Origin of the sequence: Pseudonocardia asaccharolytica DSM 44247 = NBRC 16224 (assembly GCF_000423625.1) — a bacterium.
Classification (GTDB): Bacteria; Actinomycetota; Actinomycetes; order Mycobacteriales; family Pseudonocardiaceae; genus Pseudonocardia; species Pseudonocardia asaccharolytica.
The window spans coordinates 1-26,369 of record NZ_AUII01000043.1 but is presented as its reverse complement, the minus strand read 5'-3'; the positions used below and the strand labels follow the sequence as shown (position 1 = coordinate 26,369).

The 26,369-nt window shown below is 69.3% G+C and carries 20 protein-coding genes and 5 pseudogenes; 6 read left to right on the top strand and 19 right to left on the bottom strand.

Annotated features, from left to right (window positions below):
• Together G567_RS31030 and larC2 are read left to right on the top strand one after the other, a co-directional pair.
• Positions 1–188: pseudogene (locus tag G567_RS31030) on the top strand (IS1380 family transposase); the annotation flags it as partial.
• Between the two features lie 912 nt (positions 189–1,100).
• A pseudogene (gene larC2, locus G567_RS35750) lies at positions 1,101–1,702 on the top strand (nickel pincer cofactor biosynthesis protein LarC2).
• On the opposite strand, the gene larB reads toward larC2, so the two are convergent.
• The 12 genes and pseudogenes from larB to G567_RS36740 form a co-directional block, all read right to left on the bottom strand.
• Entirely contained in the window at positions 1,681–2,361 is a 681-nt protein-coding gene (gene larB, locus G567_RS0123610) for a nickel pincer cofactor biosynthesis protein LarB (protein WP_028931879.1), read from the bottom strand. The pseudogene larC2 and the gene larB sit on opposite strands and share 22 nt — an antisense overlap.
• A gap of 46 nt (positions 2,362–2,407) precedes the next feature.
• On the bottom strand, positions 2,408–3,286 hold the full coding sequence (gene larE / locus G567_RS31020) for an ATP-dependent sacrificial sulfur transferase LarE (protein ID WP_245585772.1): 879 nt from the start codon (positions 3,284–3,286) through the stop codon (positions 2,408–2,410).
• A complete protein-coding gene (locus tag G567_RS0123600; RefSeq protein WP_028931878.1) occupies positions 3,283–3,885 on the bottom strand; it encodes an anthranilate synthase component II in 603 nt (200 codons plus the stop codon). The genes larE and G567_RS0123600 overlap by 4 nt, the downstream gene beginning before the upstream one ends.
• Positions 3,882–5,255 carry an anthranilate synthase component I family protein gene (locus tag G567_RS0123595; protein WP_028931877.1) on the bottom strand — a complete coding sequence of 458 codons (1,374 nt, stop codon included), beginning with the start codon at positions 5,253–5,255 and terminating at the stop codon, positions 3,882–3,884. Before G567_RS0123595 ends, G567_RS0123600 begins: the two co-directional genes overlap by 4 nt.
• Positions 5,252–6,433: a DUF362 domain-containing protein gene (locus G567_RS0123590; protein WP_028931876.1), complete on the bottom strand. Its 1,182-nt coding sequence runs from the start codon at positions 6,431–6,433 to the stop codon at positions 5,252–5,254. Before G567_RS0123590 ends, G567_RS0123595 begins: the two co-directional genes overlap by 4 nt.
• Positions 6,426–7,100: a cyclase family protein gene (locus tag G567_RS0123585; protein WP_028931875.1), complete on the bottom strand. Its 675-nt coding sequence runs from the start codon at positions 7,098–7,100 to the stop codon at positions 6,426–6,428. Before G567_RS0123585 ends, G567_RS0123590 begins: the two co-directional genes overlap by 8 nt.
• Positions 7,101–7,115: 15 nt before the next feature.
• Positions 7,116–8,459: a glutathionylspermidine synthase family protein gene (locus G567_RS0123580; RefSeq protein ID WP_028931874.1), complete on the bottom strand. Its 1,344-nt coding sequence runs from the start codon at positions 8,457–8,459 to the stop codon at positions 7,116–7,118.
• Positions 8,460–8,485: 26 nt separating this feature from the next.
• The gene (locus G567_RS0123575; protein WP_028931873.1) at positions 8,486–9,748 is read right to left on the bottom strand and encodes an MFS transporter; all 1,263 of its coding nucleotides are present in this window, start codon (positions 9,746–9,748) and stop codon (positions 8,486–8,488) included.
• Positions 9,745–10,995 carry an ATP-grasp domain-containing protein gene (locus G567_RS0123570; protein ID WP_028931872.1) on the bottom strand — a complete coding sequence of 417 codons (1,251 nt, stop codon included), beginning with the start codon at positions 10,993–10,995 and terminating at the stop codon, positions 9,745–9,747. Before G567_RS0123570 ends, G567_RS0123575 begins: the two co-directional genes overlap by 4 nt.
• A gap of 105 nt (positions 10,996–11,100) precedes the next feature.
• Entirely contained in the window at positions 11,101–12,351 is a 1,251-nt protein-coding gene (locus tag G567_RS0123565; RefSeq protein ID WP_028931871.1) for an ATP-grasp domain-containing protein, read from the bottom strand.
• Between the two features lie 18 nt (positions 12,352–12,369).
• Complete coding sequence (locus G567_RS0123560; RefSeq protein ID WP_028931870.1) at positions 12,370–12,978, bottom strand: mycothiol-dependent nitroreductase Rv2466c family protein; 609 nt, start codon at positions 12,976–12,978, stop codon at positions 12,370–12,372.
• A 91-nt stretch (positions 12,979–13,069) separates the two neighbouring features.
• Positions 13,070–13,369: pseudogene (locus G567_RS36740) on the bottom strand (isocitrate lyase/phosphoenolpyruvate mutase family protein); the annotation flags it as partial.
• 137 nt (positions 13,370–13,506) lie between these two features.
• Between G567_RS36740 and G567_RS35745 the strand changes: the two are divergent.
• Together G567_RS35745 and G567_RS35740 are read left to right on the top strand one after the other, a co-directional pair.
• Complete coding sequence (locus tag G567_RS35745) at positions 13,507–13,995, top strand: RNA-guided endonuclease InsQ/TnpB family protein (RefSeq protein ID WP_211224047.1); 489 nt, start codon at positions 13,507–13,509, stop codon at positions 13,993–13,995.
• Positions 13,996–14,013: 18 nt separating this feature from the next.
• Positions 14,014–14,571, top strand: a pseudogene (locus tag G567_RS35740) (RNA-guided endonuclease TnpB family protein); the annotation flags it as partial.
• 156 nt (positions 14,572–14,727) lie between these two features.
• Here the strand turns inward: G567_RS35740 and G567_RS0123550 are convergent.
• Genes G567_RS0123550 through G567_RS0123530 form a run of 5 tightly spaced genes read right to left on the bottom strand, consistent with a single transcriptional unit; the run spans position 14,728 to position 21,995 of the window.
• On the bottom strand, positions 14,728–15,846 hold the full coding sequence (locus tag G567_RS0123550) for a branched-chain amino acid aminotransferase (RefSeq protein WP_028931869.1): 1,119 nt from the start codon (positions 15,844–15,846) through the stop codon (positions 14,728–14,730).
• Positions 15,843–17,240, bottom strand: a complete 1,398-nt coding sequence (locus tag G567_RS0123545; protein WP_028931868.1) for a class-II fumarase/aspartase family protein — start codon at positions 17,238–17,240, stop codon at positions 15,843–15,845. Before G567_RS0123545 ends, G567_RS0123550 begins: the two co-directional genes overlap by 4 nt.
• Complete coding sequence (locus tag G567_RS31010; protein ID WP_037057963.1) at positions 17,237–19,240, bottom strand: FAD/NAD(P)-binding protein; 2,004 nt, start codon at positions 19,238–19,240, stop codon at positions 17,237–17,239. The genes G567_RS0123545 and G567_RS31010 overlap by 4 nt, the downstream gene beginning before the upstream one ends.
• Before the next feature lie 20 nt (positions 19,241–19,260).
• Entirely contained in the window at positions 19,261–20,295 is a 1,035-nt protein-coding gene (aroF, locus tag G567_RS0123535; protein ID WP_028931867.1) for a 3-deoxy-7-phosphoheptulonate synthase, read from the bottom strand.
• A 23-nt stretch (positions 20,296–20,318) separates the two neighbouring features.
• On the bottom strand, positions 20,319–21,995 hold the full coding sequence (locus G567_RS0123530; protein WP_028931866.1) for a class I adenylate-forming enzyme family protein: 1,677 nt from the start codon (positions 21,993–21,995) through the stop codon (positions 20,319–20,321).
• Between the two features lie 523 nt (positions 21,996–22,518).
• Between G567_RS0123530 and G567_RS31005 the strand changes: the two genes are divergently transcribed.
• Positions 22,519–22,854: a helix-turn-helix domain-containing protein gene (locus G567_RS31005; RefSeq protein ID WP_084796402.1), complete on the top strand. Its 336-nt coding sequence runs from the start codon at positions 22,519–22,521 to the stop codon at positions 22,852–22,854.
• A 96-nt stretch (positions 22,855–22,950) separates the two neighbouring features.
• On the opposite strand, the gene G567_RS31000 is transcribed toward G567_RS31005, so the two are convergent.
• A complete protein-coding gene (locus G567_RS31000; RefSeq protein ID WP_051233481.1) occupies positions 22,951–24,825 on the bottom strand; it encodes an AfsR/SARP family transcriptional regulator in 1,875 nt (624 codons plus the stop codon).
• A gap of 1,042 nt (positions 24,826–25,867) precedes the next feature.
• Here G567_RS31000 and G567_RS30995 point away from each other — a divergent pair.
• Positions 25,868–26,047 (top strand): type II toxin-antitoxin system VapB family antitoxin, encoded by a 180-nt coding sequence (locus tag G567_RS30995; protein WP_037057962.1) that lies wholly within the window; start codon positions 25,868–25,870, stop codon positions 26,045–26,047.
• Between the two features lie 61 nt (positions 26,048–26,108).
• Here G567_RS30995 and G567_RS34975 read toward each other — a convergent pair.
• A pseudogene (locus G567_RS34975) lies at positions 26,109–26,369 on the bottom strand (hypothetical protein); the annotation flags it as partial.

Sequence of the window (26,369 nt, the reverse complement as noted above, 5' to 3'; positions counted from 1 at the left end):
GCATCCTCGCCGGTGCCGACCTGCACCGGGCCACCGCCGCCACGCTGCGCCGCACGCTGTTCTGCGTTCCCGGCCGCCTGGTGCGTTCCGCCCGTCGGCTGCACCTGCGCCTACCCGCCAAGTGGCCCTGGGCCACCGCCTTCCTCACCGCACTGGCCCGGGCCACCGCCCTGCCGATCCCCACCTGACCACCTCGACCCGCTACCCACCCCGACCAAGGACCCGGAGAAGCCGGCAGACCGGCGAGATCAGCACGCCCCGTTCCTGAGACCGGACACCGCAACGAAAAAACGATCAAATGGCTCGAGCGACGGTGGATCCGGGCTTAGTAGGCGTCTGGGTGACGCCTAGCCCCACGCAGAACCTTCGCTACGCGCCCTGGACGCCTCCCACGGATCGGACGCAGAATCGCCGTCCGGGGCTCCGAGGTAGGGGCTACGCAGGCGACGCGGCGGGTGACGCGACGCTGGTCGGTGCGGCTGGTGAGTGTCTGACTGAGTGACAACCGGTCCACCACGCGCCGGACGAGCACGGACGCCGCGGGACTCCTGAACAGCACGGATCCCGACTTCGAGGCTTGTCGCGGGTGCCTTGCTGGTGCCTGGGGTCAAGGGGTCGCAGGTTCAAATCCTGTCGTCCCGACGGTGCGGTGGGAGGTGTTCCTCGACAGAGGGCACCGCCCACCGGCTTTTCTACCAGCGGAAACAGGCCGATTCGGCCGCCGCAGGCCTCGCCCGGGGCGATCTTCAGGGATCCGCCGCGCATCGCGGAGCCGGTCCGCGCGGTATGTGGTGGCGCGGTGAGCGCGGTCGGTCTCGACCGTGATCTCGTACTGGGCGATCGTGGTGGCCCGCCGGGGCGTGTTGTGGCGGGTGGCGCCGGTGCGCGCGACCGGCAGCCAGTGACCCCGCAGGAACGCGGCGACGGTCAGGGTCTTGTCGGTGGGCTCGGTGTAGCTGCCGTCCCCGAGCGCGGCCAGCACCGTTGTCAGGTGGCCCGACGTCGAGAGTCGCGCCGATGAGCATCCTCACCGTTCGTGGGCAGACATCCGGGCGTTACTCGAGACCGCCGAGCTGGATGTCTCGCGGGTAACGGCCAGCGTGGTTGCGGTGGGCTCCGGGCGGATCGGGTCAGCCCACGGCGACCTGCCGGTGCCGGCGCCCGCGGTTCTCGAGCTCGCCCGAGGGTGGCGAGTCATCGCGGGCGGTGAGGGCGAGCTCGCCATTCCCACCGGCATGGCCCTGGTCCGCGCCCTGGCTGATGAGTGCGGACCGATCGCGCCGATGGAGATCACAGCGGCCGGGTGGGCGCGGGCGGGCGCGACGTCCTTGGGCGGGCCAACGTGGTCCGCGTGGCCCTCGGCATTCCCCTCGCCGACGCGCCGACGACCGGAAGCATGTGGGTCCTGGAGACGAACGTCGACGACCTGGATCCGCGGGTGTGGCCGACGGTGCTGGCCACGCTCCTTGAGGCGGGAGCCGCTGACGCGTGGCTCGTGCCGATCGTGATGAAGAAGGGTCGGCCGGCGTACACCCTGTGCGTGCTCATACGGGACGCCGAGCGGGCAGCGCTGGCCCGGGCCCGCAAGGTGCCGGTGCGGCAGGTGCTCGACGAGGCAGTCGCGGCCGCCGAGGCCGCGATGCTGCGTCCCGGCGCACCATGGCTGGGCGAGTCTCTCGATCAGGGCGGTGCGGCGATCTGAGCGGCCAGGTGGCCGGCGCCGTAGCCGTTGTCGATGTTGACCACGGCGACCCCGGGCGCGCAGCTATTGAGCATCGTCAGCAGAGGCGCCAGGCCCTCGAACGCCGCGCCGTACCCGGTCGACGTCGGCACCGCCACCACCGGCGCCGCGACCAGCCCGGCGACCACCCCGGGGAGTGCCCCGTCCATGCCGGCCACCACGACGATCACCCTGGCGGTGCGGAGCACGTCGAGTCGGCGCAGCAATCGGTGCAAGCCGGCGACGCCGACGTCCATGATCAGGTCGGCGGGGCGGCCGAGGTGGCGGGCGGTGAGCAGTGCCTCCCGCGCGACGGGCTGGTCGGCCGTGCCGGCGGCCACGACGAGGACCCGGCCACCCACCGGGTCCGGCGGGTCGGGCGGCCAGGCCAGAAGCCCGCTGGCTGCGTAGTGGAAGGCGTCGGGCAGCTCGCCGAGGATCGCCGCGGTGTGCTCCGGGCCCGCACGGGTGAACAACGTGCGAGCTCCGTGGCCGCGCAGCGCGCCGGCGATCAGCCCGACCTGCTCGGCCGTCTTGCCCCGGCAGTACACCGCCTCCGGATAGCCTCGCCGGGCGGCCCGGTCGAGATCGAGGTCGGCGAAGGCGGCCAGCGCCTCGTCGGGTTCCCAGGGCGCCGTCATGGTTCCTCCTCCAGGTGTGCGGCGCACCGGTGTCTCGGCGACGACCTCACGGAACGTCCGCGCTGTCACCGATGGCGGGCGCGTGCGTGGGAGAGCGATATGTCCACACCCGCCCGGCACCGGTCAGGCCAAGGCCACCCAATGCAGTGAGGACCTCGCCGGTGAGTCCTGGCAACGACTCCAGCGCGGTGTGCGCCGACCGGTCCAGCTCAACCCGATACCCGTCCCCGAGCAACCGAACCCGTAGATCATGTGGTTGGATACCGGATTCGGCCAGCCGCGCTCGCACCGCGATCTCGGCGCGTTCGACCAGGCCCAGCCGGCCAGTGGAGACCGGTACACCCACGGCGATACGTGAGGCCAGGCACGGCGTCGCCGGCTTGTCGGCGACGGGCAACGACCACGCGGCAGCAAGCAACCGGATCTTCCGCTTGCCGAGCCCGGCATCGGCGAGCGGTTCGACCACGCGCAGCTCGCGCGCGGCACGCAGGCCGGGGCGGTGCACGGCCCGATGGTCGTCGGCATGGGTACCGGTGGCTACGTGCGCGATGCCCCGCTGGACCGCAAGCTCGCTGACGGCGGTCAACACGGTGTGTTTGCAGAAGTAGCAGCGGTCGCCCGCATTGGCGCGGTAGCCGGGAACGTCGAGCTCGGCGACCCGGACCTCGACCAGCTCCGCGCCGAGATCGGCTGCGACCTGCCGCGCGGCGACGAGTTCCGTACGGGCGAGGCTCGGCGAGTCGGCGATCACCGCCAGCACCCGGTTCGCCGGCAGCGCCCGCAAGGCGGCAGCCAGCACGAGCGTGGAGTCAACTCCACCGGAATACCCGACGGCCACGCCGGCCAGTGACCGAAGCCGGGCCAGCAGCCGGTCGGCGATCCTTCTCAGGTCGGTGTCCATCGGCAGGTCTACGGACGTGGTCATACGGCCGCCAGCCGCTGCGCGGATACCCCGCTGCATATGCCGCGCACCGCATTGCCCACCATGTCGAGACCCTGTTCGGTGAACAGCGACTCCGGGTGGAACTGCACGCCCTCGATCGGCAGGGAACGGTGCCGGACACCCATGATCTCGCCTTCCGCCGACCATGCGGTCGCCACCAATTCGGCGGGTAGCGTGTCCGCCTCGATCACCAGGGAGTGGTAGCGGGCAACCGTCAGCGGGTTCCGCAGCCCGGCGAACACGCCCCTTCCGTCGTGCGTGATCTCCGAGCACTTCCCGTGCATCGGCTCAGCGGCGTGGCGGATCCTGGCGCCGAAGGCGGCACCGATCACCTGGTGGCCAAGACATACCCCGAAAATGGGGACGTGGTGGCCCAGCCGCCGGACCAGCTCGACGGAGATACCCGCGTCGGCCGGGTCACCGGGGCCCGGCGAAATGATGATCAACTCGGGGGTGGGGTCCACGATCTGCTCGACGGTCACCTCGTCGTTGCGGTGCACGACACAGTCGGCGCCGAGATCTCCCACGTACTGCACGAGGTTGTAGACGAACGAGTCGTAGTTGTCGATGACACAGATCACGCCGCGGCCCCTTCCATCGTCACGCCGAGGGCCCGGGCGCCCGAGCCGAGTTTCGCGAGGCATTCGGCGTACTCGGCCGACGCCTCGGAGTCGTGCACAATGCCACCGCCCGCCTGCAGGCGGATTTCCCCTTCGCTCAGCACCATGCTGCGGATCGTCAGGTAAAGGTCCACGTGGGACAGTCCGAATGAGCCGACCGCACCCGAGTACAGCCAGCGCCGGCCCGGCTCGAGGTCATCGATGATCTCCATTGCGCGCACCTTGGGCGTGCCGGTCATGGTGCCCGCCGGGAACGTCGCCCGGATGAGCTCGTCGGTTCCCCGGTCGCCACGGATGTGGCCGCGCACGTCGGAGCTCAGGTGCATCACGTGCGAGTAGCGCTCCACGGCCATGAGCCGCTCGACGGAGACGCTGCCCGGCCGGCACACCCGGCCCAGGTCGTTGCGCGCGAGGTCGACGAGCATCCGATGCTCGGCCAGTTCCTTGACCGACGACCGCAGGTCGTCCTCGGCGAACTGATCGGCGAGGCTGTCGTGGCCTCGCCGCCGGGTTCCGGCGAGCGGACGGATCAGTGCCTGGCCGTCGCGCAGCGTCAGGCATGGTTCCGGCGAGGCGCCGACGATCTCGAACCGCGGCCCGGCGTACCAGAAGTGGTACGGGGACGGATTGATCGCGACCAGCCGCTCGAAGACCCTCAGGCCATCTACGGTGGCCGGTGCGGTCCAGACGATCGACAGTACGAGCTGGAAGACGTCGCCGTCGAGGACGTGCCGCTGCGCGCGGTGGACCGCGGCGACGTACTCCTCGTAGCTGCAGCCGAACCGGCCTGTGCCCACCGCGACGATGCCGAGTGGTGCGACGGCCAGCCGGTCCAGCCGCTGCGCGATGCATTCGGCCACGGCGCGTGCCGCGTCGGCCGAGGGGCCTCGGCCGATCACCTGCCCGTGCCCGTCCGTGAACTGGACCAGTGCCTCGGGCAGGAAGAACTCGTAAACGGGCCGATCGGTCGCCGGGTGACGGCTGGGCAACCGCTCGAAGTCGCGTACCGCGTCATAGCTCAGCAGCCCGTACCAGGCCGCCTCGGGAAGCGGGGTGTCCGCAGGCATGTCCAGCCCGGCCAGGAAATCCACGGCGTCGGACAACGGCGCGCGGCCCGCGCCACCTGGATGGGAGAGGACGGCGAGCTCGCCGACGGCCAGCGCTGCGCGGCGACCACCGGATCCGGCGGTGAGCATGACTCGCCCGGCGCTGCGCAGCGCTGCGGCGGCCGCCACCGGGTTCATCCGCGTCGCCAGCGGCACGACATGGCGGTACACCCGCGATCCCGCGGACAGCGCCGACCCGGGCGAGGTGACCGTGTTGATCGTCATCCCGCCACGCCCAGCAGTCGCGGCGGCACCCGGAACTGGGTCCGCTCGTGGTCGCCGACGGCTCGGCCCATTGCGTAACGGAACGCGGCGAGCTGGATGGCGCGTGGCGGGCAACCCTCGATGAAGATCCCGAGATCGCGGCTCTCGTAGAGGCAGTTGCCGACCAGGACCACGACTCCGCGCCGCGGCGGCATCTGCACCTGCGGGCCGGAGATGACCGTCAGCTCACCGTCCCAGGCGCACAGTTCCTCGGCAAGCGCGCGCATGGCCCCGGCCACGAACCGGCTGCACGCCGGGCAGGCGCGCTCGGCGTAGACGTGGATGCCCGCGCGCGGCGGGACGATCTCGACCGGCGCCTTGACCATGTCGAAGGCGAGTTCCGCCAGTGGGGTGCCGCGCAGGTCGATGTCCCCGAGCGCGAGTGGGCCCATGCCGCGCTGGTGCGCGTCGCGCAGGTAGGTGACGCTGTCCGGGTCGAAGCCGGCCAGCACGCCGACCGCGACGTCGAGGGCGACCGCGTTTCGGCTGGCGGCCAGGAAGCCCACCGATCGCGCACGCCCGTCCATCGGGTAGTTGCCCTCGATCACCGTGGTTCCGTCGCAGACGACCAGATCCTGCGGGCGCATCAGGTTGAGATCCACGGTGGACTCATCGACCCCGGCCATGTGCACGATGCGGGTCGTGTAGCCGGGCAACAACCCGACCAGGTTCTTCATCGCGTTGGAGTAGACGACGCTCGCGTGCGTGCGTAGCTGCGGCACCCCGATGAAGTAGTCGCAGTCTCCGATCAGCTCGGGCACGGCGATCGGTACCCGCAACGACGTCGCGCCCGGAATGCCGGTGATCCGCAACGGCAGGTCGTCGAAGCTGACCACGCGGGCGTACCGCGCGGCCTCGTGGTCGTGCAGGATCTCGTAGATCGCGTGCGTGCGCTCCGCGATCACCGGCCGGGCCCCGTGCTCGGCGACCGCGCGGGCGATGGCAGCCAGCAGGGCCGGGTTCACGTGGAACCCGGGGGTCGTCTGGAACAGGTTCGGCTTGATCAACACCTCTGCACCGGGATGCAGGCCGGCCAGAGGCTCGTCGAGCAGCTCGAGCAGCCGGTGCAACGCAGCGGGCACCGCGCCGTCGTCGGCCACCGGCGCGAGCGCGACCGGGTGCCGCGCCGTGTCACCCATCGGTGTCCTCCATGGCGATGACCCGCGCAGGAGCCGCCTCGGCTCCGGCCACCTTGATGGGCAACGCGACCAGCTGCACGACCGGCTTGGTCAGCTCGTGCATGTTGGTCACGTACTCCAGTAGCGGGATGCCGGCCGCGAGCAGCGCGTGGTGTACGGGGGACTCGGCGTCGCCCGGCCGTTCGGTGAGGCAGTCCAGCCCGAACAGGCTGGCGCCGTTGTCGATGGCCCACTGCGCGGCCGACGGGGTCAGGTAGGGCGGGCGGTCCCAGTAGTCGGGCCGGCCCCAGTTGTGCCGCAGGTAGTCGGTGCGGACCAGCAGCCGGTCGCCCTCCCGCCACACCGGCCGCAGCACCTTCTCCAGATCCTCGCCGGTGACCGGCTCCAGCTCACCCTTGTCGGACAGGTCGGCGACGCAGGCGCGGCCGATCAGGGTGTCCAGCGGAACCTCGTCGATGCCCTCGGTGCCGGGGAAGAAATGCAGGCGGTACTCCATGTGCGTCCCGTTGTGCGGAAACACATGCAGGTAGGAGAACGTCCGCTTGGTGCCGTAGGGGTCGGTCTCCGGGCTCATCGCCCGCTCGCTGGCGAACTTCGGATACCAGTCGGCGGGATAGGACGGCATTCCGTCGTAGAAGCCGTGGGTCAGGTCAACGAGTCGGGCCATCGAGCTACTCCTTGCTCAGCAGGTGAAGAGGCAGGTGTTGCGAACCTTGGTGTTGTTGATCATGGTGATGACCGTGGTGCCTCCGGGCGGTACCGCCCGCACACCGCCGCCGGAGAGTCCGGCCGGGGTCATGAAGGCGGCCCACAGGGCGTACCACTCGGAGCGGGCACCGGTCTCCGGATCGATCACCAGCTCCAGGTTCGGCCGCACGATCTCCTGCACGAGGCAGCCGGTCTGCGCGCTCGCCGCCAGCGCCTCCCGCCAGGTACGGTCGTCCACTTCCGGTCCGATCAGGACGCCCTCGCCGCCGAACCGCCCGGTCGGCTTGAACACCAGCTGCTCCCGGCGCTGCACGCACTCCTCGATGAACCGCTCATCCGAACCGGCGCCGCGCCGGCCGAGCATGCGGCTCCACGGCAGCACCCGATCGATCACCGCCCGCTCCTGCGCCGAGAACACCGAGGTGTCCGCGGAGCACTCGGACAGCATCGCGAGCGTGCCCTTGTTCCCGAACACGTTGCTCGGTGTCCACACCACCACGGTGCCGTTCTCGTGGGCGCGGAAGACCGGCTCCATGAGCGCGTCGCCGTCCGGATGGGCGAGCATCTCCTCGAGCGCGTAGTACCGCAGGATCACGTCGACTCCGGTGCCGTCCAGATGCGGCTTGCCGGCGCGGAACGTCAGATCGCCGATCTCGCCGACCCGGCAGTCGATTCCCTGCTCGGCCAGCAGCTGCGCGATCGCGCGCCGCTGGTGGCCGTACACGGCCATCCCGCCGGGCCCTTCCAGCACCGCGACCACCGGCTCGCCGGCACCGATGGCCTTGCCCGCGTCGCGCAGTGCCTCGGCGAGGTCCCCGCCCATGTCCAGGTAGCGCAGGCCGTGGGCGGCGGCGAACTCGGCGAACGCCGGGATCCGCAGGTAGGCCTTCGGCAGCGTGCCCACCATGTCCAGGCCGCCGAGCGCGCTGCCGATGTTGAACTCGAGCAGCTTGAACGACGAGCCGTCGTAGTACATGTCGGCCCGGCCGTACAGCGGCGGGGGGCCGTCGCCGAGCAGCCGGCGCATCAGCGCACCGCGCCGGTCGTCGATGCCCAGGGCGGCGCGGAACCGTTCGAAGTCCCCGTCGAAGCAGCGCTGCGGCAGGGAGGTGACGAGCTCGTAGATGGTGACAAGATCACGGCCGAACGCCCGGAACTCCGCCTCGTCGACCATGACCGGACGGGGCAGCAGCCTCGGCCACGCCGCGCGCTTGGTCTGCGACACGTCGAGGTCCGCCAGCGCGTGGCGCAGCCGGCTGTCCGGAGCCGTGCATTTGGCGAGGTAGGCCTCGGTGACCCGATTCGCCCTTGCCGACATGATTGCCTCCAAGGTGTGCGCAGAAGTCAGACGGAGACGGGTGCTTCCGCACCGGCACGCGCCGTGCGGCGGGCCAGGATCACCCGGTACTGCATGATGATCACGACGCCGAAGAGCAGGTAGATCCCGGCCATTCCCTGGGTGCTCAGGACCGCGGTCAGGCTGATCAGCAGCGAGTTGACCACCTGGCCGAACCGGATGTGCAGGTAGTACGCGGCCATGTACCTCGGCCGGCCCTGCTCCGGGGCCAGCTCCGCCAGCAGCGTCTGCTGGACCGGCGTGTTCATCAGCTCGCCGATGGTCAGCACCAGGGCGGCGGTCAGCAGCACCCAGGCGGTGCTGCTGACCGCGAGCACCGCGAAGCCGCCCGCGTACAGGGTGATGCCCGCATACAGCCGGACCCGGTCGGGCAGCCGACGCAGCAGCGCGTTGATGTACAGCGCGAGCAGCACGACCAGGACGGTGTTCACCGCCTTGAGCACGCCGAGCATCTGCACGCCGTCCACATCGCCGAACGGGAACACGTACTGGACGGGGAAGTCGTGCGACAGCCGGATCCCGATCGAGGTGCTCAGCTGCCCTTCGAGGGTCAGCACCAGGGTGGCGACAATGATCAGCCTGCGGAACGTCGAGTCGACCAGCACCACCCGGTATCCCTCGACGAACTGGGCCCACCCTTGGAGCTTGCCGGGCACGGCGGCGGCCGCTGTTGACTCCGGCTTCGTCTCCGCCACCAGCAGTACGGTGCCGATGAGAGCGAAACCCATGCCGATGGCGCCCCCCAGGATCACCGCGCCGAAGTGCGTGCCGTACAGGAAGCCGCCGATCAGCGCGCCGCCGCCGAGCGCGAGGTTGATCACCCAGTAGTTGACCGTGTAGACGTACTTGCGGTCCTCGACCGGGGTCACGTCGATGATCGTCGAGTCGTTGGCCGGCAGCGCCAGGTTGGTCCCGAACTTGACGATGGCGTAGCTGAAGTAGACCGCGAGCGGGCCCCAGTCGGCGAAGTAGGCCATGGTCATCAGCACCAGGAACACGGTGCCGATGAGGTCCCCGACGATGAGGACGGGCCGGCGTCCCCACTTCTCCGACAGATGACCGCCGAGCAGCATGCCGAACACCGCGAACACGGCGAACAGCAGGATCAACGCGCCCGTGGTCGCGATCCCTACCCGGGACGCGAGGTAGATCGCGATGAAGGTGAGGATCATCGCGTCGATCAGCTTGTGGACGAATGCCAACCCGATCCTGACCCGGACGTTGCGGTGCAGCGCCAAGAACTTCCTCATCGGGCCACGACCTCTCCGGCCGGCGTGCCGGCAGCCACCTCGACCGTGATCAGTTCGCGCACCCGGTCCGCACGGGCCAGGGCCTGTGCGGCATCGTCGGAGCCGGTGAGGATCACGAAGCCGTGCCGGGTCTTGGAACTCACCGTCTCCGGAAGCACGTCCCCGACCGAGAACGGGAAGTTCAGGGTGTCGACGAAATCCAGCCCGCATGCCTCGTCGAGGCCCGACACCGACCGGAGAATCCCGCTGGGGAAGCTCAGGTACGCGATGTGCCCGACGGACTCCGCCGGGCACAGCCGGGGCGCCCGTCCGGCAAGGGCGGCGAACATGGCTCGTTTGATGTCGAAACCCTGTGCTATCTGGATGATGTCCGGGATCTTGTCCCCGCCGAGCCGGGCCTGGGACTCCACGATCCGCGGTCCGTCCGCGGTCAGGATGATCTCGGTGTGCGCCGGCCCGCACTGGTACCCGACGGCGTCGAGCAGCTCCACCGCGAGCGCGGCCACCTGCCTGGTCTCCGCCGTGTCCGGCGCGCCGAACAGGTGTCCCCGCTCCACGAAATGCGGCAGTGGGCCGAGCAGCTTGCGGGTCACGCCGATCACGTGGTGCTCGCCGCGCACCGTCAGCGTCTCCACGCTGAACTCCGGGCCGCGCAGGTACTCCTCGACGAGCAGCGGCCCGTCGTAGTGGTGGGCGGCCAGCATCTCGCCCCAGGCCGGCAGGTCGGCCGGGTCGGTGAGCAGGTAGGTCCCCCGGCTGGCGGACAACGTCGCCGGCTTCACCACCACCGGCAGCGTGAAGTCCGCCAGCAGCGCCGCCACGTCCGGCCAGCGCTCCGCGGTGGCGAACCGCACCGAGGAGATGCCCTTGTCCCGCAGCAGGGTGCGCATGGCGAGCTTGTCGTTGAGCAGTGCGACCGACCGCGGTGAGTTGACCGCCTTTCCGAGTTCGTCGGCCACCTCGTAGGCGAGCATCATCGATTCCTCGCTACCGACATGCCAGACGTAGTCGGCGCCGGTTTCCCGCACCGCCGCGCGGATCGCTTCGGCGTAGGCAGCGCGATCGGTGAAGTCCACCAACCGGAAGCCGTCGGCGAGTGCCTCGACGTCCTGGAGGTACCGGGCAGCCTGCGCGCCAAACAGCCGCTCGGCCTCGGCCGGATCCCAGATCGCGCTGATCCGGAACCCCTCCGCCTGGGCCTTTCTGATGTATGCCTTGTAGGGCATCACCATGGCCAGGTTCGGCATATCGTTTCTCCCGTGAAGACAAGGGGCGCGAAGACAAGGGCTCAGCGCCCGGTAGGCCAAGCCTCGCCGACGCGGCCATCGGCGAAGCATCGAACACGCATTTGGTCAGCCTCGATGGGTGCACACCGCGATCTGCTGGGCCGCGGCCTCGGCGATCCGGCCGGCCAGGTACGGATCGTCGGCGGTGGCCAGGACGTGCCCGATCCGGTCCTCGTTGACCCGCAACCGGTTGACCCGTGTACCGGGCTCGACGGACACCACGGCTTCGCAGACCCCGGGCACGGCAGCGGCGATGTCCAGTCCGGTCACGCTGTCCACGACGCCCGGTGGCGCGGTGAGGTACCGGATCGCCGCGCCACCTACCGCAGCGGCTTCGATGACGCCGAGGGACTCGCCGAGGTACTGGCGGATCACCAGCTCCATGGTGGACATCGCAAGGCTGCGATCCATCAGCTCGGTGATCTGGTCACCGGCCGGCCGTGGATTGATCTCGACCAGCACAGGACCCCTGGCGGTGTACTTGAGCTCGACGTGAGCGATGCCGAGGTCGAAGCCCACCGCCATGGTCGCGGCCACCGCGGTCTGTTCCAGCTCGACCCGGAGCGGATCCGGCAGCGCCGTCGGGAAGCTGTGCCCGAGCTCGATGAACCGGTTGCCGCCCCCGACCAGCTTGTCGGTCACCCCGAGCACGCGAACGGATCCCGCCTCCGCCAGAACTTCCACGCTGACCTCGAACCCGACCAGGCATTCCTCGACGAGTACCTCGGGATGCCGGGGTTGACCGCGGCGGTTGGTCGGCTCGGACCGCACGGCCGAGAAACCGTCGCTCACCTCGGCCACGGTCGTGCAGCGGACGACATGGGCCCCGCTGGTCTCGTCCGCCGGCTTCACCACGCACGGCAGTCCGATCTCCGCGGCGGCCCGCGCGGCCTGCTCGACCGTGGTCACGGCGCGGAATGCCGGGATGGGCACGCCGTGTTCGGCCCAGCGCCGCCGTTGGTCGGCCTTGTTGCGAGCGATCCGGACCGCGCGCGGATCCGGGCCGGGCAGGCCGAGCTGGCGGGCCGCCTCGGCGGCCGGAACCACCTCGTACTCGGCGACCGAGAGCAACGCGTCGAGCGGCTGCGCCGCGTCGACCTCCTTCGCCGCCGCCAGCAGCGGCGCCAGCTCATGGGTCGGGCAGAAAACGACCTCGTCGACGCAGGTGCGCAGTACCTCCGTGCCACCGGGCGTCGCGTGATAGCGATCCAGCCCGCAACTGAAGAAGGTGACGTGCAAACCCAGTTTCCGCGCCGCCCGTAACGCATCGAACCCGGATCCGGAGCGGTTCGACTCCACAAACCCGATACGTCTCATGCGCACACGTCCCTTCTGTCATTCGTAGTTCAGGCCACCAGAACGAGCGCGCTTCAGCTCGAAGAAGTGCGGGTTGCCGGCCAGCGTCAGGGCGCCGTCGAAGATGCGCACGGCCTCCTCGCCGCGCGGAATGGCGTTCAGCACCGGCCCGAAGAATCCGACGCCGTCGATGTGAATGGCCGGGGTGCCGAGGTCCGCGCCGACCGGCGCCAGTGCCTCGGCGTGGCTCTTGCGCAGGGCCTCGTCGTAGTCGGTTCCGTTCGCCGCCTCCGCGAGCTCTGCCGGCAGGCCCGTCTCGGCGAGGACCTGCTCGATCACCTCCGGGTAGTTCTTGTTGCGCCCGTTGTGGATCCGGGTGCCCAGCGCGGTGCAGAGGTCGCGCAGCACCTCCTCCCCGTGGTGCTGGGCGGCGGCGATGCAGACCCGGGCGGGGCCCCACGCGCGGTCGCAGAATTCCCGGTGCCACTCGGAGATCTCGCGGTCCTCGTTGAGCACGGACACGCTCATCACCCGGAACCGCAGATCGATTTTCCGCTCTTGTTCCACCTCGAGAATCCACCGGGAGGCGATCCAGGCGAAGGGGCAGGCCGGGTCGAAGTAGAAGTCGACCCTGGGGATTGCGGACATGGATCATCCCTCGACGAGACCGGTAGCGGGAAACAGCGAGTTGAGCCAGGCATAGCCGAGCCATGAGGATTCGGCGGTCAGCTGCCCGGCGCAGTACCTCGTCCGGCCGGGTCTCCGGATCGCCGATCCGACGCATGTACACATCGGTCCGAGCGTTGATCACAATGTCCGGTACCCCGCACGCGGCCGCCGCGGTCCGGGCGGCCCGGATGCGCGCGGCAGCGCTCTCGGGGTCGTGCAGCCCGGATTCGCCGGCCGGCGCATCCTCGATGTTGATCCCGACCGCACCCGCGTCGGCGATCACCGCCGCGCTGGCCGCGTCCCACGCGTTGGGCAGCACCAGCGTGCCGTCGGCATGCAGTGCCCGCAGCAGTTTCGCCCTGTGGTTCATGGCCCTGTGGTTCATGACCCTGTGGCGCGCGGCTTCCGTGTTCACCGAAGTGCTCGGGGGAAGCCCCCGGCTTCAGCTGTGGGGAGGAATCGGAACGATGTCTTACTCATCGCAACCCTTCTGGCTAACTCGATGTTGTGCGGACGGCGTACAAGGTCCGGGCCTGTCCGGACCCCGAGCAGGCGGCCCTGCTGGGGCGCACGTTCGGCTGTGTCCGCCTGGTGTGGAACAAGACCCTCGCGGCTCGGCAGGAGCGCTGCACCATCGAGCAGCGGCCTACCCCGTACCGGGAGACCGATGCCGCGCTGGTCGCGTGGAAGCGCACCGACGCGCTGGCGTTCCTGTCCGAGGTGTCCTCGGCGCCGCTGCAGCAGACGCTGCGCCACCAGCACAACGCGTTCCAGAACTTCTTCGCGGGACGCGGCCGCTACCCACGGTTCAAGAGCAGGCATGGACGGCAGTCGGCGCACTTCACCCGGTCCGCGTTCCGGATCAAGGCCGACGGGTTGTGGCTGGCCAAGGCCAGCGCGCCGCTGCGGGTGGCCTGGTCGTGGCCGGACCTCGACATGACCCGGCTCCACCCGACGATGGTGGTCGTGTCCCGCGAACCGGACGGGCGCTGGTAGGTCACGTTCGCCGTCGATGTGGCCGACCCGGTCCCCTCCCGAGCGACCGGTGAAACGGTCGGGGTGGATCTCGGCGTCGCCGACTTCGCGGGGTGTTGCACGGGGGAGCGGATCGCGAACCCCGGGCACCTGGCCAAGCGGGAACGAAACCTGGCCCGCTACCAGGGGCGCATGGCCCGCAAGCGGCGCGGCTCGGTGAACCGGGCCAAGGCCGGCCGCAAGGTCGCCCGCGCGCACGTCAAGGTGCGGACCGCGCGGCGGGACTTCCTGCGCAAGACCAGCACGGATCTGGTGCGCCGGTTCGACCGGATCGGGGTCGAGGACCTGGCCGTGTCCGGCATGGTCCGCCACCGGCGCCTCGCGAGGGCGATCAGCGGGTGTGGCTGGGCGGAGTTCCGCACGATGCCGGCCTACAAGGCCGAGCAGGCCGGACGCCAGTTCGTGGTCGTCGACCGCTGGTATCCGTCCCGCAAGACGTGCCGCTCGTGCGGGTACCTGCTCGCCACGCTCCCGCTCGGGACACGGCAGTGGACGTGCCCGGGGTGCCGCATCCGGCACGACCGGGACCTCAACGCGGCGAAGAACATCGATACGGCGGCCGGGCTGGTCGTGGCTGCCTCCGGAGGGCCGGTCAGACCGCGTCGGGCAACCGACCGGCACGGCCCGGTGAACGAGGAACCCCCGCTGGTGAGGGCGGGACTTCCCCGCCTTCAGGCGTGGGGAGGAAGTCAACTAGGCCTCGCCCTCGGTGTCCACGAGCCGCATCCAGCCGAACTCGTCCGGAGTCCGCCCGTACTGGATGTCGAGCAACGCCTCGAGCAGACGCGATGTCACCGGACCTGCAGTGCCGTTGCCCACCGGCCATTCCCGCTGCGCGGAGACCACGTGCCCGACCGGGGTGATGGCCCGGGCGGTGCCACAGGCGAACGCCTCGGTGATCCGCCCGTCTCGGCAGCCCTGCTCCCATTTGTCCAGCGTGAGCGGCTCCTCGGCGACCGGGTAACCGAGCCATCCCGCCAACCGCAGGATCGAGTCCCGGGTGACGCCCGCCAGCAGGGTTCCGCTCAGCGGAGGCGTGCGGAGGCGGGGGCCATCGGTGGTCGACTCCACGAAGAACAGGTTGGAACCGCCCGCTTCCTCGATGTACCGGCGCTCCCGCGCGTCCAGCCACACGACCTGGTCGCAGTCGTTGGCCGCGGCCTGTTGCTGGGCGATGTAGGAGCCGCCGTAGTTGCCGCCACACTTGACCGCACCGGTACCGCCCGGCGCCGCACGGATGTACTCGGTGGCTGCCCACAACCGCATGGGCTTCGGTTCCGCGGCGAACGCGGGCCGCGCCGGGCTGCCGATCAGTGCGAACAGGTACTCCTCGGCGGGGCGGTTGCTCAGGTGTGTCTCCGTCGCGATCAGGAACGGCCGCAGGTAGAAGCTGTGTCCCCGGGCGCGCGGCACCCAGGTGCCGTCGGCCCGCAGCAGCGCCTCCAGCGCCGCGAGGAAGTCCTCCTCGGGCAGGGTGGGCATGGCCATCCGGGGCGCCGAGCGGTTGAACCGGCGGGCGTGGTCGGCGGGCCGGAACAGGGCTCGCTGACCGTTCGGGCGCCAGAACGCCTTCAGGCCCTCGAAAACCGTCTGACCGTAGTGAAAGGCCATGGTGGCCGGGTGCAGCGAGAGCGGGGCGAGCGGCCCGACCCGGGCGTCGTGCCAGCCCAGCTCGGCCTGCCACCGCACGGTCACCATGTGATCGGAGTAGGTGTCGCCGAACCCGGGCAGGGCGAGCAGTTCCTGCCGCCGCTCGGCGGGGATCGGCTCCGCGCGCTCCCAGGCGAACTCCAGCGCGGCAACATCAGTCATGCGAGCTCTCCTTCGAAAACGCTGTCGAAGCGCGCGAGCGCCCGGTCGACCAGCGGCCCGGATATCCCGGTGTAGTTGGATGGATCGAACAGCCCGGGCACCTCGAGGCCGGGCATCCCGGCCTTGTCCAGTGCGACTGCGAGCACGTCGACGAGATCGGCGCCCTCGCGCTCGGCCTGTGCGGTCGCCTCGGCCAGCATGCGTTTGGCGTTTGCCTTGCCGAGCAACGGAGCCAGTACCGCGTTGACGCGCTCGGAGACGACCGCGCCGCGGGTCAGCCGCAGGTTCGCCGCCATCGCCTCGGGTGAGACCCGTAGCGAAGCGGCGAGGCATGCGGCGTTGGCGGCGGCGCCGGCTGCGATCCGCAGGCACTCCCGCAGCGGCTGCCACTCCGCATGCCACCCGCCTGAGGACCGCTCGTCCTCCACGGCCATGGAACCGAACAGCACGAGGACGATGGGTGGCAGCTGCCGGGCCGCGGTTGCGACCAGCGTCGAGAACACGGGGTTGTGCTTCTGCGGCATGGCCGAGGACGCCCCGCGGCCCGGCGCCTGCTCCTCGGCGACCTCCCCGATCTCGGTCCGGGTGAGCACGAGGACGTCGGCGGCCAGCTTGCCGAGCCCGCCGGTGGTGACCAGCAGTGCCGAGGCCACGTCGGCCAGGGGCGTGCGAATTCCGTGCCAGGGAAGGGACGGCTCGGCCAGCCCGAGGCGGCGGGCCACCAGCGCGGGCAGGCGCAGCGTCGTGCCGGCCGGATCGCCCGTGCCCAGCGCGTACTGCTGGTACGCCGCGAGGGTGCCCGCTGCGCCGCCCAGCGAGACCGGCAGCGCCGCGCGGGTCCGGCGCACCCGCTCGACGGCGTCGAGAACAAGATGCAGCCAGGTGGCCGCCTTCAGCCCGAAGGTGACCGGTACGGCGTGCTGGGTCAGGGTGCGCCCGGCCATCGGGGTGTCGCGGTGCCGATCGGCGTGTCCGGCCAGGCTTCGGGCGCACGCCAGCAGGTCGTGTTCGATGCGGCCCAGCGTCGCCGCGCACAGCAGGGTCAGCGCCGTGTCCAGGATGTCCTGGCTGGTGCTGCCGCGATGCACGTACTCGGCGGCGGAGGCATCGACCGCCGTGACCGCGGCGGTGAGCTGACCGACGAACGCCACGACGGGGTTCGCGGTCTCCCGCACGCCGGCCGCCACCACCGCCGGGTCGATGCGCGCAGGCACGGCGGCGACCCTGATGGCTTTCGCCGCGTCCGCCGGAATCACGCCCAGCTCGGCCTGCGCATCGGCAAGGGCGACTTCCGTGGTGAGCATGGCGGTCAGCAGCGCGTTGTCGTCGACGAGATCAGCCGCTCCGGTCGCCGCCCAGGCGGGCGCAAGAATCCCGTGGTCCACGCCTGTCATGTAGGTCTCCCGGTCGAGAGGTCCACGCGATCGTCGGCGAGCACCGGCGGTCGCGGGTGCTCGGCCGCGGTGCGCAGGCAGGATCGGGCGATTGCATCGGCGTCACCGAGGATCACGGAGTTGACGCCGGGCCGGATGCCCGCTGCGGTCACCCAGTGCACCGACTCGGTGGGCACGCCGAACGCGAAACGCCGTGCGTGTGGGCGGTCCGCGGCGTCCAGCAGCCGGTACGGACGCCGGGTGACCGCGACGCCGCCTGCGACGTAGTGGCCGCCGCCGCGAATCGGGATGCGGTACGGCCGGCACTGGCCGCGGGCCAGTAACGCCCGCAGCAGCGGGTCGGTCGTCCGGTGCAGGTCGGTTTCCGGAAGGCGCGCCTCGATCAATGTGGCGGCCCGCACGGTGAGGTCCGGGCAGGCTCCGGAGTGCGCGACGAAGTGTCCGTCGGAGCAGCCGACCCGCAGGTCCGGGCCGAGAACCTCGAGCACGCCGGCATCCATGAGGGCGCCGAACTGCTCGACGCGTTCCGCGGGCGGACCGATTGACAGGTAGGCGTTCAGCGGCATGTACCAGCGCTGCAGATCGTCCCGGTAGGAGTCGCCGGACAGGCCACCGTGGTCGACGAGCAGCCGGATCTCGTTGCGCATGTCGCGCAGGACGTCCAGGGCGGCCTTGCGCGGCCCGGTCACGTTCCCTTTTCCGGCCTCCCGGACTTCCGTGTCCAGATAGGACCGCAGCCGGCTGCGGAACCGGTGGGTCGAGGCGAGGTCGTCGTCGGTGTAGGGCGCCGCGATCTTCCGCCAGTCCCAGCCCTGGTCGGGATCTATCTCGAACTTGGTGAGTACGTTGCGCTGGGCGTCGCTCTCCTCGATGGCCAGCGGGTCACCGGAGAGCGGCACCTCGGGGGGGTCCGCCATGGCGAACGTGGCGGTGAACTCCTCGGCATCGCAGATGCATCGGCGCTCCCGCACCAGGGTCGCGTAGTATACCGTGCGGATTTCCTGGTCGATCATCGGCCAGATGTCCCGGCGAAAGTCCGCGGGTGCCCCGGCGTCGGCGCAGGCCCGTAGCCGCTCGATCACCTCCGCGGTCACGTACAGCGGCTCGTGCCGGCCGAACGGCCCCTTCTGGTTCTTGCCGCGGGCCTGGTACGGCACCCCGCGCCGAGACCCCGCAACCAGGCGGGGTTCCTGCCCGGACGGAACGTAGCCCAGGGTGCCGTCGGACTCGCGCACGAACCTGCCGCCACGGCCGATGGTGAACAGGGCCAGGTAGTCGAAGAAGTTGAGGCCCATGCCGCGCAGGAGCACCGTTTCGCCCGCGGGTATGGCGTCCAGCGCCACGTCGGCCGGGTTGCTCGGTGCGATGTACCGCAGGCCGTGCCGATCGGCGAACCGGCTCAGGGCCAACTCGGATTCGCCGAGCTGATGCGGCAGGTGGCCGAGTGCGAGCACGACGGCCTGCAGGTCGCCGATGGACTCCTCGGTGTCCAGTACCACTTCTTGCCGGCCATCCGGCGTGTCGCGGACGTCGACCGCGGTTGCCTGGTGCAACGTGAAGCTGACCGAGGGGGACGCCGTCCGCATGATGCGGCGGCGCGTCCACCGCAGGTAGCTCCCATAGAACGCCCGGGAGGGGTAGTCGTCCGGCCCGAGCGTCGCGGCTTCGGCCCGGATGGCCTCCGGTACGTTCGGGCTGCCGAGCAAAGCGATCGACCGGGCCCACTCGTAGAGGCTCGGCCCGTTCACCACCGGTCCGGCGCAGTCGACGGTCTCGTCGACGAACATGGTCACCTGGGAGGCGACCGTGTTCATCAACAACACGCGGTCCTGCGTGCTCCGCCATACCTGGCCGCCGTCGAACACGTGCGGGTCGACGAGGTGGATGACGAGTTGCCGCCCTTGCGGCAGAAGCGACTCGGCATTGGCGCACAGTCGTTCCGCGACCGACATGCCGCGTGGGCCAAGCCCGATGATGGCCAGCTGCAAGTTCTCACCCACTGGGGTCACCACTCCCCGATCTATGTGCCGCCGCTCATGTGGCGGCCCAGCCCGGCCGCCGCACGAGCGAGCCGGCCCATCAAGCCGGCGAACTGGTGCGGGCGGAGCGCCTGGTTGCCGTCGCACAACGCCTGCTCCGGCTGGACGTGGACATCGATCAGCAGTGCGTCCGCGCCCGCCGCGATCGCGGCCAGGGAAAGCGGTTCCACCAGTTTCGGCTGGCCACCGGAATGGCTGGGATCCACCATGACCGGCAGGTGGGTGCGCTGCTTCCACAGCGCGACCGCGGTGAGGTCCAGCGTGAATCGCGCCGACGGCTCGAACGTGCGGATGCCCCGCTCGCACAACACCACCTGATCGTTGCCTTCGAGCAGCAGGTATTCGCCCGCGGCGAGGGTTTCCTCCACGGTGCAGCCGAAGCTGCGTTTGAGCACGACCGGAAGACCGCTCTGGGCCACCGCGGTCAGCAGCGCGAAGTTCTGCATGTTCCTGGCCCCGATCTGAATCCCGTCGACCACTTCGGCCAGCCGCTTGACGTGCTCCGGTTCGACCACCTCGGTGACAATCGGGAGGCCGGTCCGCGCCCTGGCCTCGACCAGCAGTTCAAGGCCGTTCCACTGGAGACCCTGGAAGGAATGCGGCGAGGTCCGCGGTTTGAACACGCCGCCCCGCAGGCCGACGGCGCCGTGTTCGGCGACGACGGCCGCGGTGGCCATCACTTGTTCCGGCGTCTCGACCGCACACGGCCCCGCGATCACCGCGACGGAGCCGTCGCCGATCGTGGTCGGTCCCATGCAGACCTGGGTCCCGGTCGGGCGCAGTTCCCTGCGCCCCAACCAGGCATCGCTGCTCCGCAGCACCTGGCGGGTCGGCGCCGGAAGATCCGACCCCGCCGTGTGTATGGCGTCCACATCGGATACCGGAAGGATGAGACTGGTGCCGAGCCGGTACAGCTGGGTCGGCGTGCCGGCGGATTCGAGGTGCCGAATCCAACCGTCGACCCCGGCGCGGGTCACGGTCTCGTCGAATACGAGCAGGAGTTCTTGGTTAGCCACGGTGGTCGTCGTTTCCCGCTGGCTCATGCGAGCGCAGCGCTGGTGGCGAGGTTCTTGCCTCGACGGTCACGGATGTAGGCGGCCAGGTCCTCGTACTTGTCGCGCAGGTAGCGCTTGAGCGACTTGCCGGTGACGCCGAGCGGGAAGTCTCCGTCCGCACTCGCGACCTCGACCATGGCCAGCTCCGGCTTCCCGGTCGCGCGCAACGCCTCGTTGGCCGCGAACAGCACCTTCTCCGGGTCGATGTCCTCCCCGGTCACCACGGCGACGGCCACCTTCTCGTCCCGATACCCACCGGCGACGACCGTGCAGTCCTCGACGCCGGCGACCTCGTTGAGAACCAGTTCCTCCATCTGCACCGAGTAGCCCGTCCCCTGCGCGGTGTGCACCACGTCCACGACGCGGTCGACCTGGTAGAAATGGCCGTCCTCGTCGCGGTAAGCGATGTCGCCCGTCAACCAGTAGCCGGCGAGGATGCTCCGGTAGTACGTGTCCTGGTTGCCCCAATACCCCACGGTCATCGACGGTGGTTTCGCCCCGAGGAATCCGTACTCGTACGGCGCGGCGAGCGTGCCGTTCTCCCGAACAATGGCGACCTCTGCGAAGCCGACCGAGCGGCCGACGCAGCGGTCGTTGCGCTCGGTTGCCAGGGTGCGGGGCTGCATCAGGACACCCCAACCCAGTTCGGTAGTGCCCAGCCGGTCGAGGAAGGCCGCCGGCGGGAGGCCTGCGGAGCGGCGGGCGAGCACGTTCTTCAGGTGCCGCTCGTGCACCGCATCCCCCATGGAGACCCAGATGTTGACCGAGTCAAGGGCACCGGCGGGAGTCTCCAGCGCGGTCAGTTCCGGGTAGGCATGGCCGAAGGCCATCACCATGGTCGGCTTGTGCTCCGGGATCGCCGCCGCCAGTTCCTCTCCGGTGACATCCCGCCAGGCCAGCAGCGGCTGTCCGGCGAGCACCGAATAGGAGGTGAACGAGATGGTGCCCTGGTGCGACTGCGGGAGCGCGGTCATGATCAGGGCGTTGGGCTCCTCTTGGTAGTCAACGGCACGGAACTTGGGGCCTTCCAGAATCGTGCGGTGGGTGTGAATGACCGGCTTGGGCAGGCCCGTCGTGCCCGACGAGTGCATCATCCCGACCGGGTCGTCGGGGTGATGCCGAAACCGTGCCTCGTCCGGCAGCGTCGCCGAAGCCGGGCTCGGCGTCTCCTCGACGGTGTTGATCCACCGCAGCGCCAGCCTGTCCAGATCGGGAGCGATCCGGTCCAACCGCTCCCGATCGGAGTACAGGCCGATCGCCCCGGTCCGCTCGCACAGCGCGACGGCGCTTTCCCGCGGTGCCTTCCAGTTGATGAGCACGGCGATGGCACCGAGCTGGGCAATGGCCGAATAGTGCACGAAGTATGCGATGGAGTCGGGCAGGAAGATCGCGACTCGGTCCTTCGGGCGCACTCCTTGCGCGTGGTACCACACCGACCAGCTCTGGATCAGGTGGTCGAGGTCGCGGAGGCTGAACTCGGTCCACGTCTCGCCGTCGGTGTAGGGCACCGGAGTCAGCGACTTGATGAACGGCTCGTCCGGGTACGGGTTGATGGCCAGCATCGAGGGAAGCAGGTTGCCACCGCCGATGCCGGAGTCCGCGGCCACCTTGGCACGCAGTTCCGGGGTCAGGACTGTCCTGTGCGTGAACAGCATTGTCATCACTTTCTGGTGCGGGCCTGCGACGGCCACGACAAGAAATGAAATTTGCGAAAAGAATGCCTATTCTGACAATCTTCTGGGCGCCGCGACGCCCTCGCTAAGGAACGGGCGACTTCGCGGACACGACGGATTCACCGAGGGATATCTCGGCTGTGGGTGTTGCTGACCAGCTCGCAACGGCTGTTGAGAATCGTGGCGACGGGTTACACGGTGTTCTCCTCCGGACTTGGTGCTGATCGATCGAGTCTCGCCGGCTGGCAGGTCGGCGACGTTCCAATTCGACCGTTCGACTGGCTCCGTCGTAGAGCCTGCCTGTCCCGGCCATCGAAGCTGCCTTGTTCGCGCATCCGCTGTGCATCGGACCGGTGTTCCGGAACGCCGGTTCGGTCGTAGCCATCGTTGGCTCCGGCCCGTCACAGACGGCGCCGGAGCCAACGATGGCTACTAGCGAAGTTGAAAGGCCGGCGTTTCGTCGTGGTCGGCCTCGTTACTGCCGGCTACTCGACACGAGCATGGTTGAGGAATGAAGTATCCGGATTCCGGTGGCCTGTCGTTCGAGGCCCGCGCCCAGCGCGAGGCGGTGCGGTTCCAGGCCGCGGAGATGTTCGCCGCCGGTCCCGGCGGGCACGGCTGGGTCGAGGACCGGCGCTGGACCCTGGCCCGGGTCGCGGCGCTGATCGTCGCGTTGGTCCGCGTCCGGGACATCCCGCGCGGGGTGTCCTACCTGCTGCACCGGATCGGCTGGACGCCGCAGGTGCCGGCGCACCGGGCCGTCGAGCGCGACGAGGAGGCGGTCACGACCTGGGTGAAGGAGACCTGGCTGTCCGGCTGGACGCCGCCCTGGTCAGGACCGGCCTGAAACAGATGCAGTACCGCTCGGAGCTGCTCGACGGTTTCATCGCCGAGACCGGCCTTTCCCTTGAGTCCCCGTAGCCGGCACCCCAGCCTTTCAACCTCAGTAGGCCGAATGACCGAGTGCGTTCAGCGTGCCGTCATGGATATCCAGTTCCTTCGCCACCTTGCCACGGGCATACTCCCGCAGCAGGTCGTGCAAGTAATACTGGCCCGCCGCCCGTTGCATGAGCATGTGAGCGTCGAAAAGCTCCTCCAGCAGCCGATCCGCCGCTGACACGGAAATCTCCATCAACGTTGCGGCGGTACTGGCGTCGAATTCTTCGCCGGGATGGGTGGTAAAGCCGAGAACACAGAACAGCCGGCGTTGTTCGGTCGATAGGTTTCGGTAGGACACCTCGAAAGAAGCGGCCACGCTGCGATCGCCGAGGGTCAGTTCGGCAAACCGCTGGCGCTCGTCGCGCAGACGGAGGATCAGGTGGTCGAGCGACCACGCCGGACGGTTGTGGAAGCGGGATGCGGCAATGCTGATAGCCAGCGGCAGATACCCGCACAGGGCAACGATTTCGGCGAGCGCGTCCGGGCGGTTATCGGTGCGGTCAACGCCGGAGATCTTCGTGAACAGCGCTGCCGCGTCCGCGATGGAGAACACGTCGAGCGTGCGAGACGTCACCCCGTCGAGGCCGACGAGTCGCCGTCGGCTCGTGATGATCACGTGCGCTTTTCCGGTGCCTGGGAGAAGTGGGCGGATCTGCTTGGCGTCAAGGGCGTTGTCCAGTACCACCAGGACCCGGCGATCTGCGACCTCGGCGCGCCAGCGCGCGGCCCGTTGCCTCATGTCCTGGGGTATCTGCGCTGGCGAGAGTCCGAAGTCCAGCAGCAGCCGTTCCAATGCGGCATCCGGCTCCATCGGATCCTGCCCGTGCGTATGACCGTGCAGATCGATGAAAAGATGTCCCTCGGGATACTGGTGCGCCAGTTGATGGGCGAGCCGAACGGCCAGCGTGGTCTTGCCGACCCCGGCCATGCCGTCAATAGCCACGATGCCCAAGGTGGTCTCGGTCTCTGACCGGGGCGCGGTCATCAGAAACTGCAACTCTTTGACGCGCCCGGTGAAGTGTGCCGTGTCGTAGGGAAGAAACGAACGATTGGCGCATGCACCGCCGCAGTGTGTCGGCGCGACAGCCGGTTGGCCGTCGCTTATCGGAACCGGACTGGTGGGCTCGGCTCTTTGTTTCGGTTGCGGGAGATCATCTCGCAGAATCCGCTCGTAGAGCTCGCGCAGATTCAGGCTGGGGTCAACGCCGATCTCGTCTCTCAGCAGCCGCCGGCCCTTTTCGTATACGTTCAACGCGTCGGCTTTGCGCCCGCTGCGGTACAGCGCAATGATCAACAACCTGCGGGTCTCCTCCCGCAGCGGGTTCTGGGACACCAGCTCTCCCAGCTGAGGCACCACCGCCGCGGCGTCGCCCCCATACAGACGCAATCCGAGGAGCTGTTCGGTCGCGGACAGGCGCTTCTCCTCGAGCTTCGCAGCGGTGATGTCGAGAATTGGGCTGTTCAGACCAGAAAGCGCTGGCCCTTCCCAGAGGGCAAGCCCTGCTTCGAGAAGCTCTATTGCCATCGTGGTGCGCCCACCGGCCGCGGCCGCAGAGGCGCGGGCGATCATCGTGGTGAACTGGTGAGAGTCGATGTCCTGCGGGTCAACCTGTAGGCGATATCCGGGGCCGTCCTTTACGACGATGTGCTTGGCCACCGTGAAGCTGCGCCTGATCGCGGCAATGGCGTTGTGGAGCTGTCTGCTCGCTGTCGCCGGTGGCTCGCCGTCCCACATGGCTTCGATGAGCCGACCGGCGCCGACCACTCTGTTGGCGTCGAGCAGCAGCATGACCAGGAGCCTCTGCTGACGAAGGCCGCCAAGTTCAACCCGATCCCCATCGAGCTGAACCTTTAGGGTGCCAAGCAACTGGAAGTACACTAACTCTCCCCGAATGCGATGAGTGCCTCGCACAGTACGTATTTATTTGTCAAGCCGGACCGGATTGGTGCCGGTAACCGACTTGACGGGACAGACTCGAACGATCAGATCGGCAGGTGGCTCGATAGCCCGTCGTTATGTTGTGACCGCAGCTGCGCATATCTCGTCGAACACGTGCCGCAGCGGTGTCGGCTATCAGCCGTCGGGTAGAGTCGAGCACGTTGCCCTTGACGTCGCCGTCCTTGACGGTGACCAGCCCAGCCTCGTCGTATTGCGCCACGGCCCGGCCACGACGCGCGGCTGCTGCAGATCCGGGCGTGCCGTACCGGGTGCGCAGCTCGTCCTTGCTGCACACCTCCCAGAAATCGCCCGCGACGTGCACGATCCGCGCGAACAAACCTTCGGTACGTGGTCGGTAGGCGTCCGCGCCCGATGACCGACCCGCCCGAGGTCGGGTCGGTCCCCGCGCTCACCACGTCCGGCGCCGGCAACGGAGGGAACGGCCGGTCGCGGTGCATCGGGACCCCCTCGGACAGTCGATGTCAGGTGTACATGTGTACGCCCCCGGCCGGGGGCGAACGATGGGGCGCACCCGCTTTCCTTAGGGGGTAAACCCCCGTGCATCCCACCCGCCTGCATGGCCCGCCCCGCCGTGTGACGAGGAGCTGTAGTGTCGATCTTGTCGGGGCGGGCGACCCAGGCAGGGGAGGCCACCGACCGGTGGGGACCGGGTGCCGAGTGGCCAAGCAGGGCGCGTTGGACGCGTTGGCGGCCTCGGTGCTGGGCAGGCCTGGTCACTCGCCAGCGTTCTACGTCGATCTGCTCGCGGAGCGCGGGCCGTTGCTGGGGGAGCCGTACGCGCGGCAGCTGGACGAAAGCTTCGAGAGCTGCGGTTCACCTGGATCGGCCATCATCGCCCTCTGGCTCGGACACGCCGGCGTCCGCTCCACCGCCGCCTACGTCCACGCCAACATCAGCCGCTGGTCGCGGTCGGGCTCGACGACCGCTGAGGTGGTTACCATGGTAGAAGTAATTTTCTACCGTGGAAGAGGTGTGGATGAGTCTCAATATCAAGAGCCGGGAGGCGCATGAGCTCACCCGCGAATTGGCTTGCCTGACCGGCGAGAGCCTCACCCAGGCGGTGACCGAGGCGGTTCGGGAGCGGTTGGAGCGGGTGCGTGGCAACAACCGGGAACACGTCCGCGCGCGTGCCGATGCCTGAGGTGTGTCCGAGTTAATGAAGCAGCCGGGCGATGGAATACCCGACCACGAGCGGGTAGTGATCATCGGTGGTCCTTGCTCGTGTTTCGACGGTAGTTGATCCGTGCCTCGCGGGCCGCGGCGAGCCCGTCGCGGCGGGCTTGGCGGATGCCTTCGCCGCGGCCTTCGTGTTCGTCGTCGGGCGTGACATACCCGACGCCGGCGTGCAACCGCACGGAGTTGTACTCGGCCCGGCGGCGGTCGAGCTCGCGCTCGAGCTCGCCGGGGTCTCTGATCTTCTCCAGGTGTGGCCACTCGCCCTTGACGTGGCCGAACAGGGTCTC

Bases quoted from the DNA above. Each gene is read 5' to 3' on its own strand.
- G567_RS0123590 (WP_028931876.1), bottom strand. From the start codon at position 6,433: ATGGGTGACACGGCGCGGCACCCGGTCGCGCTCGCGCCGGTGGCCGAC.
- G567_RS0123545 (WP_028931868.1), bottom strand. From the start codon at position 17,240: ATGACAGGCGTGGACCACGGGATTCTTGCGCCCGCCTGGGCGGCGACC.
- G567_RS0123565 (WP_028931871.1), bottom strand. From the start codon at position 12,351: ATGAGACGTATCGGGTTTGTGGAGTCGAACCGCTCCGGATCCGGGTTC.
- G567_RS0123575 (WP_028931873.1), bottom strand. From the start codon at position 9,748: ATGAGGAAGTTCTTGGCGCTGCACCGCAACGTCCGGGTCAGGATCGGG.
- G567_RS31005 (WP_084796402.1), top strand. From the start codon at position 22,519: ATGAAGTATCCGGATTCCGGTGGCCTGTCGTTCGAGGCCCGCGCCCAG.
- G567_RS0123580 (WP_028931874.1), bottom strand. From the start codon at position 8,459: ATGTCGGCAAGGGCGAATCGGGTCACCGAGGCCTACCTCGCCAAATGC.
- larE (WP_245585772.1), bottom strand. From the start codon at position 3,286: ATGACCACGTCCGTAGACCTGCCGATGGACACCGACCTGAGAAGGATC.
- G567_RS0123550 (WP_028931869.1), bottom strand. From the start codon at position 15,846: ATGACTGATGTTGCCGCGCTGGAGTTCGCCTGGGAGCGCGCGGAGCCG.
- G567_RS0123585 (WP_028931875.1), bottom strand. From the start codon at position 7,100: ATGGCCCGACTCGTTGACCTGACCCACGGCTTCTACGACGGAATGCCG.
- G567_RS0123530 (WP_028931866.1), bottom strand. From the start codon at position 21,995: ATGACAATGCTGTTCACGCACAGGACAGTCCTGACCCCGGAACTGCGT.
- G567_RS0123560 (WP_028931870.1), bottom strand. From the start codon at position 12,978: ATGTCCGCAATCCCCAGGGTCGACTTCTACTTCGACCCGGCCTGCCCC.
- G567_RS0123570 (WP_028931872.1), bottom strand. From the start codon at position 10,995: ATGCCGAACCTGGCCATGGTGATGCCCTACAAGGCATACATCAGAAAG.
- larB (WP_028931879.1), bottom strand. From the start codon at position 2,361: ATGACGGCGCCCTGGGAACCCGACGAGGCGCTGGCCGCCTTCGCCGAC.
- G567_RS0123595 (WP_028931877.1), bottom strand. From the start codon at position 5,255: ATGACGATCAACACGGTCACCTCGCCCGGGTCGGCGCTGTCCGCGGGA.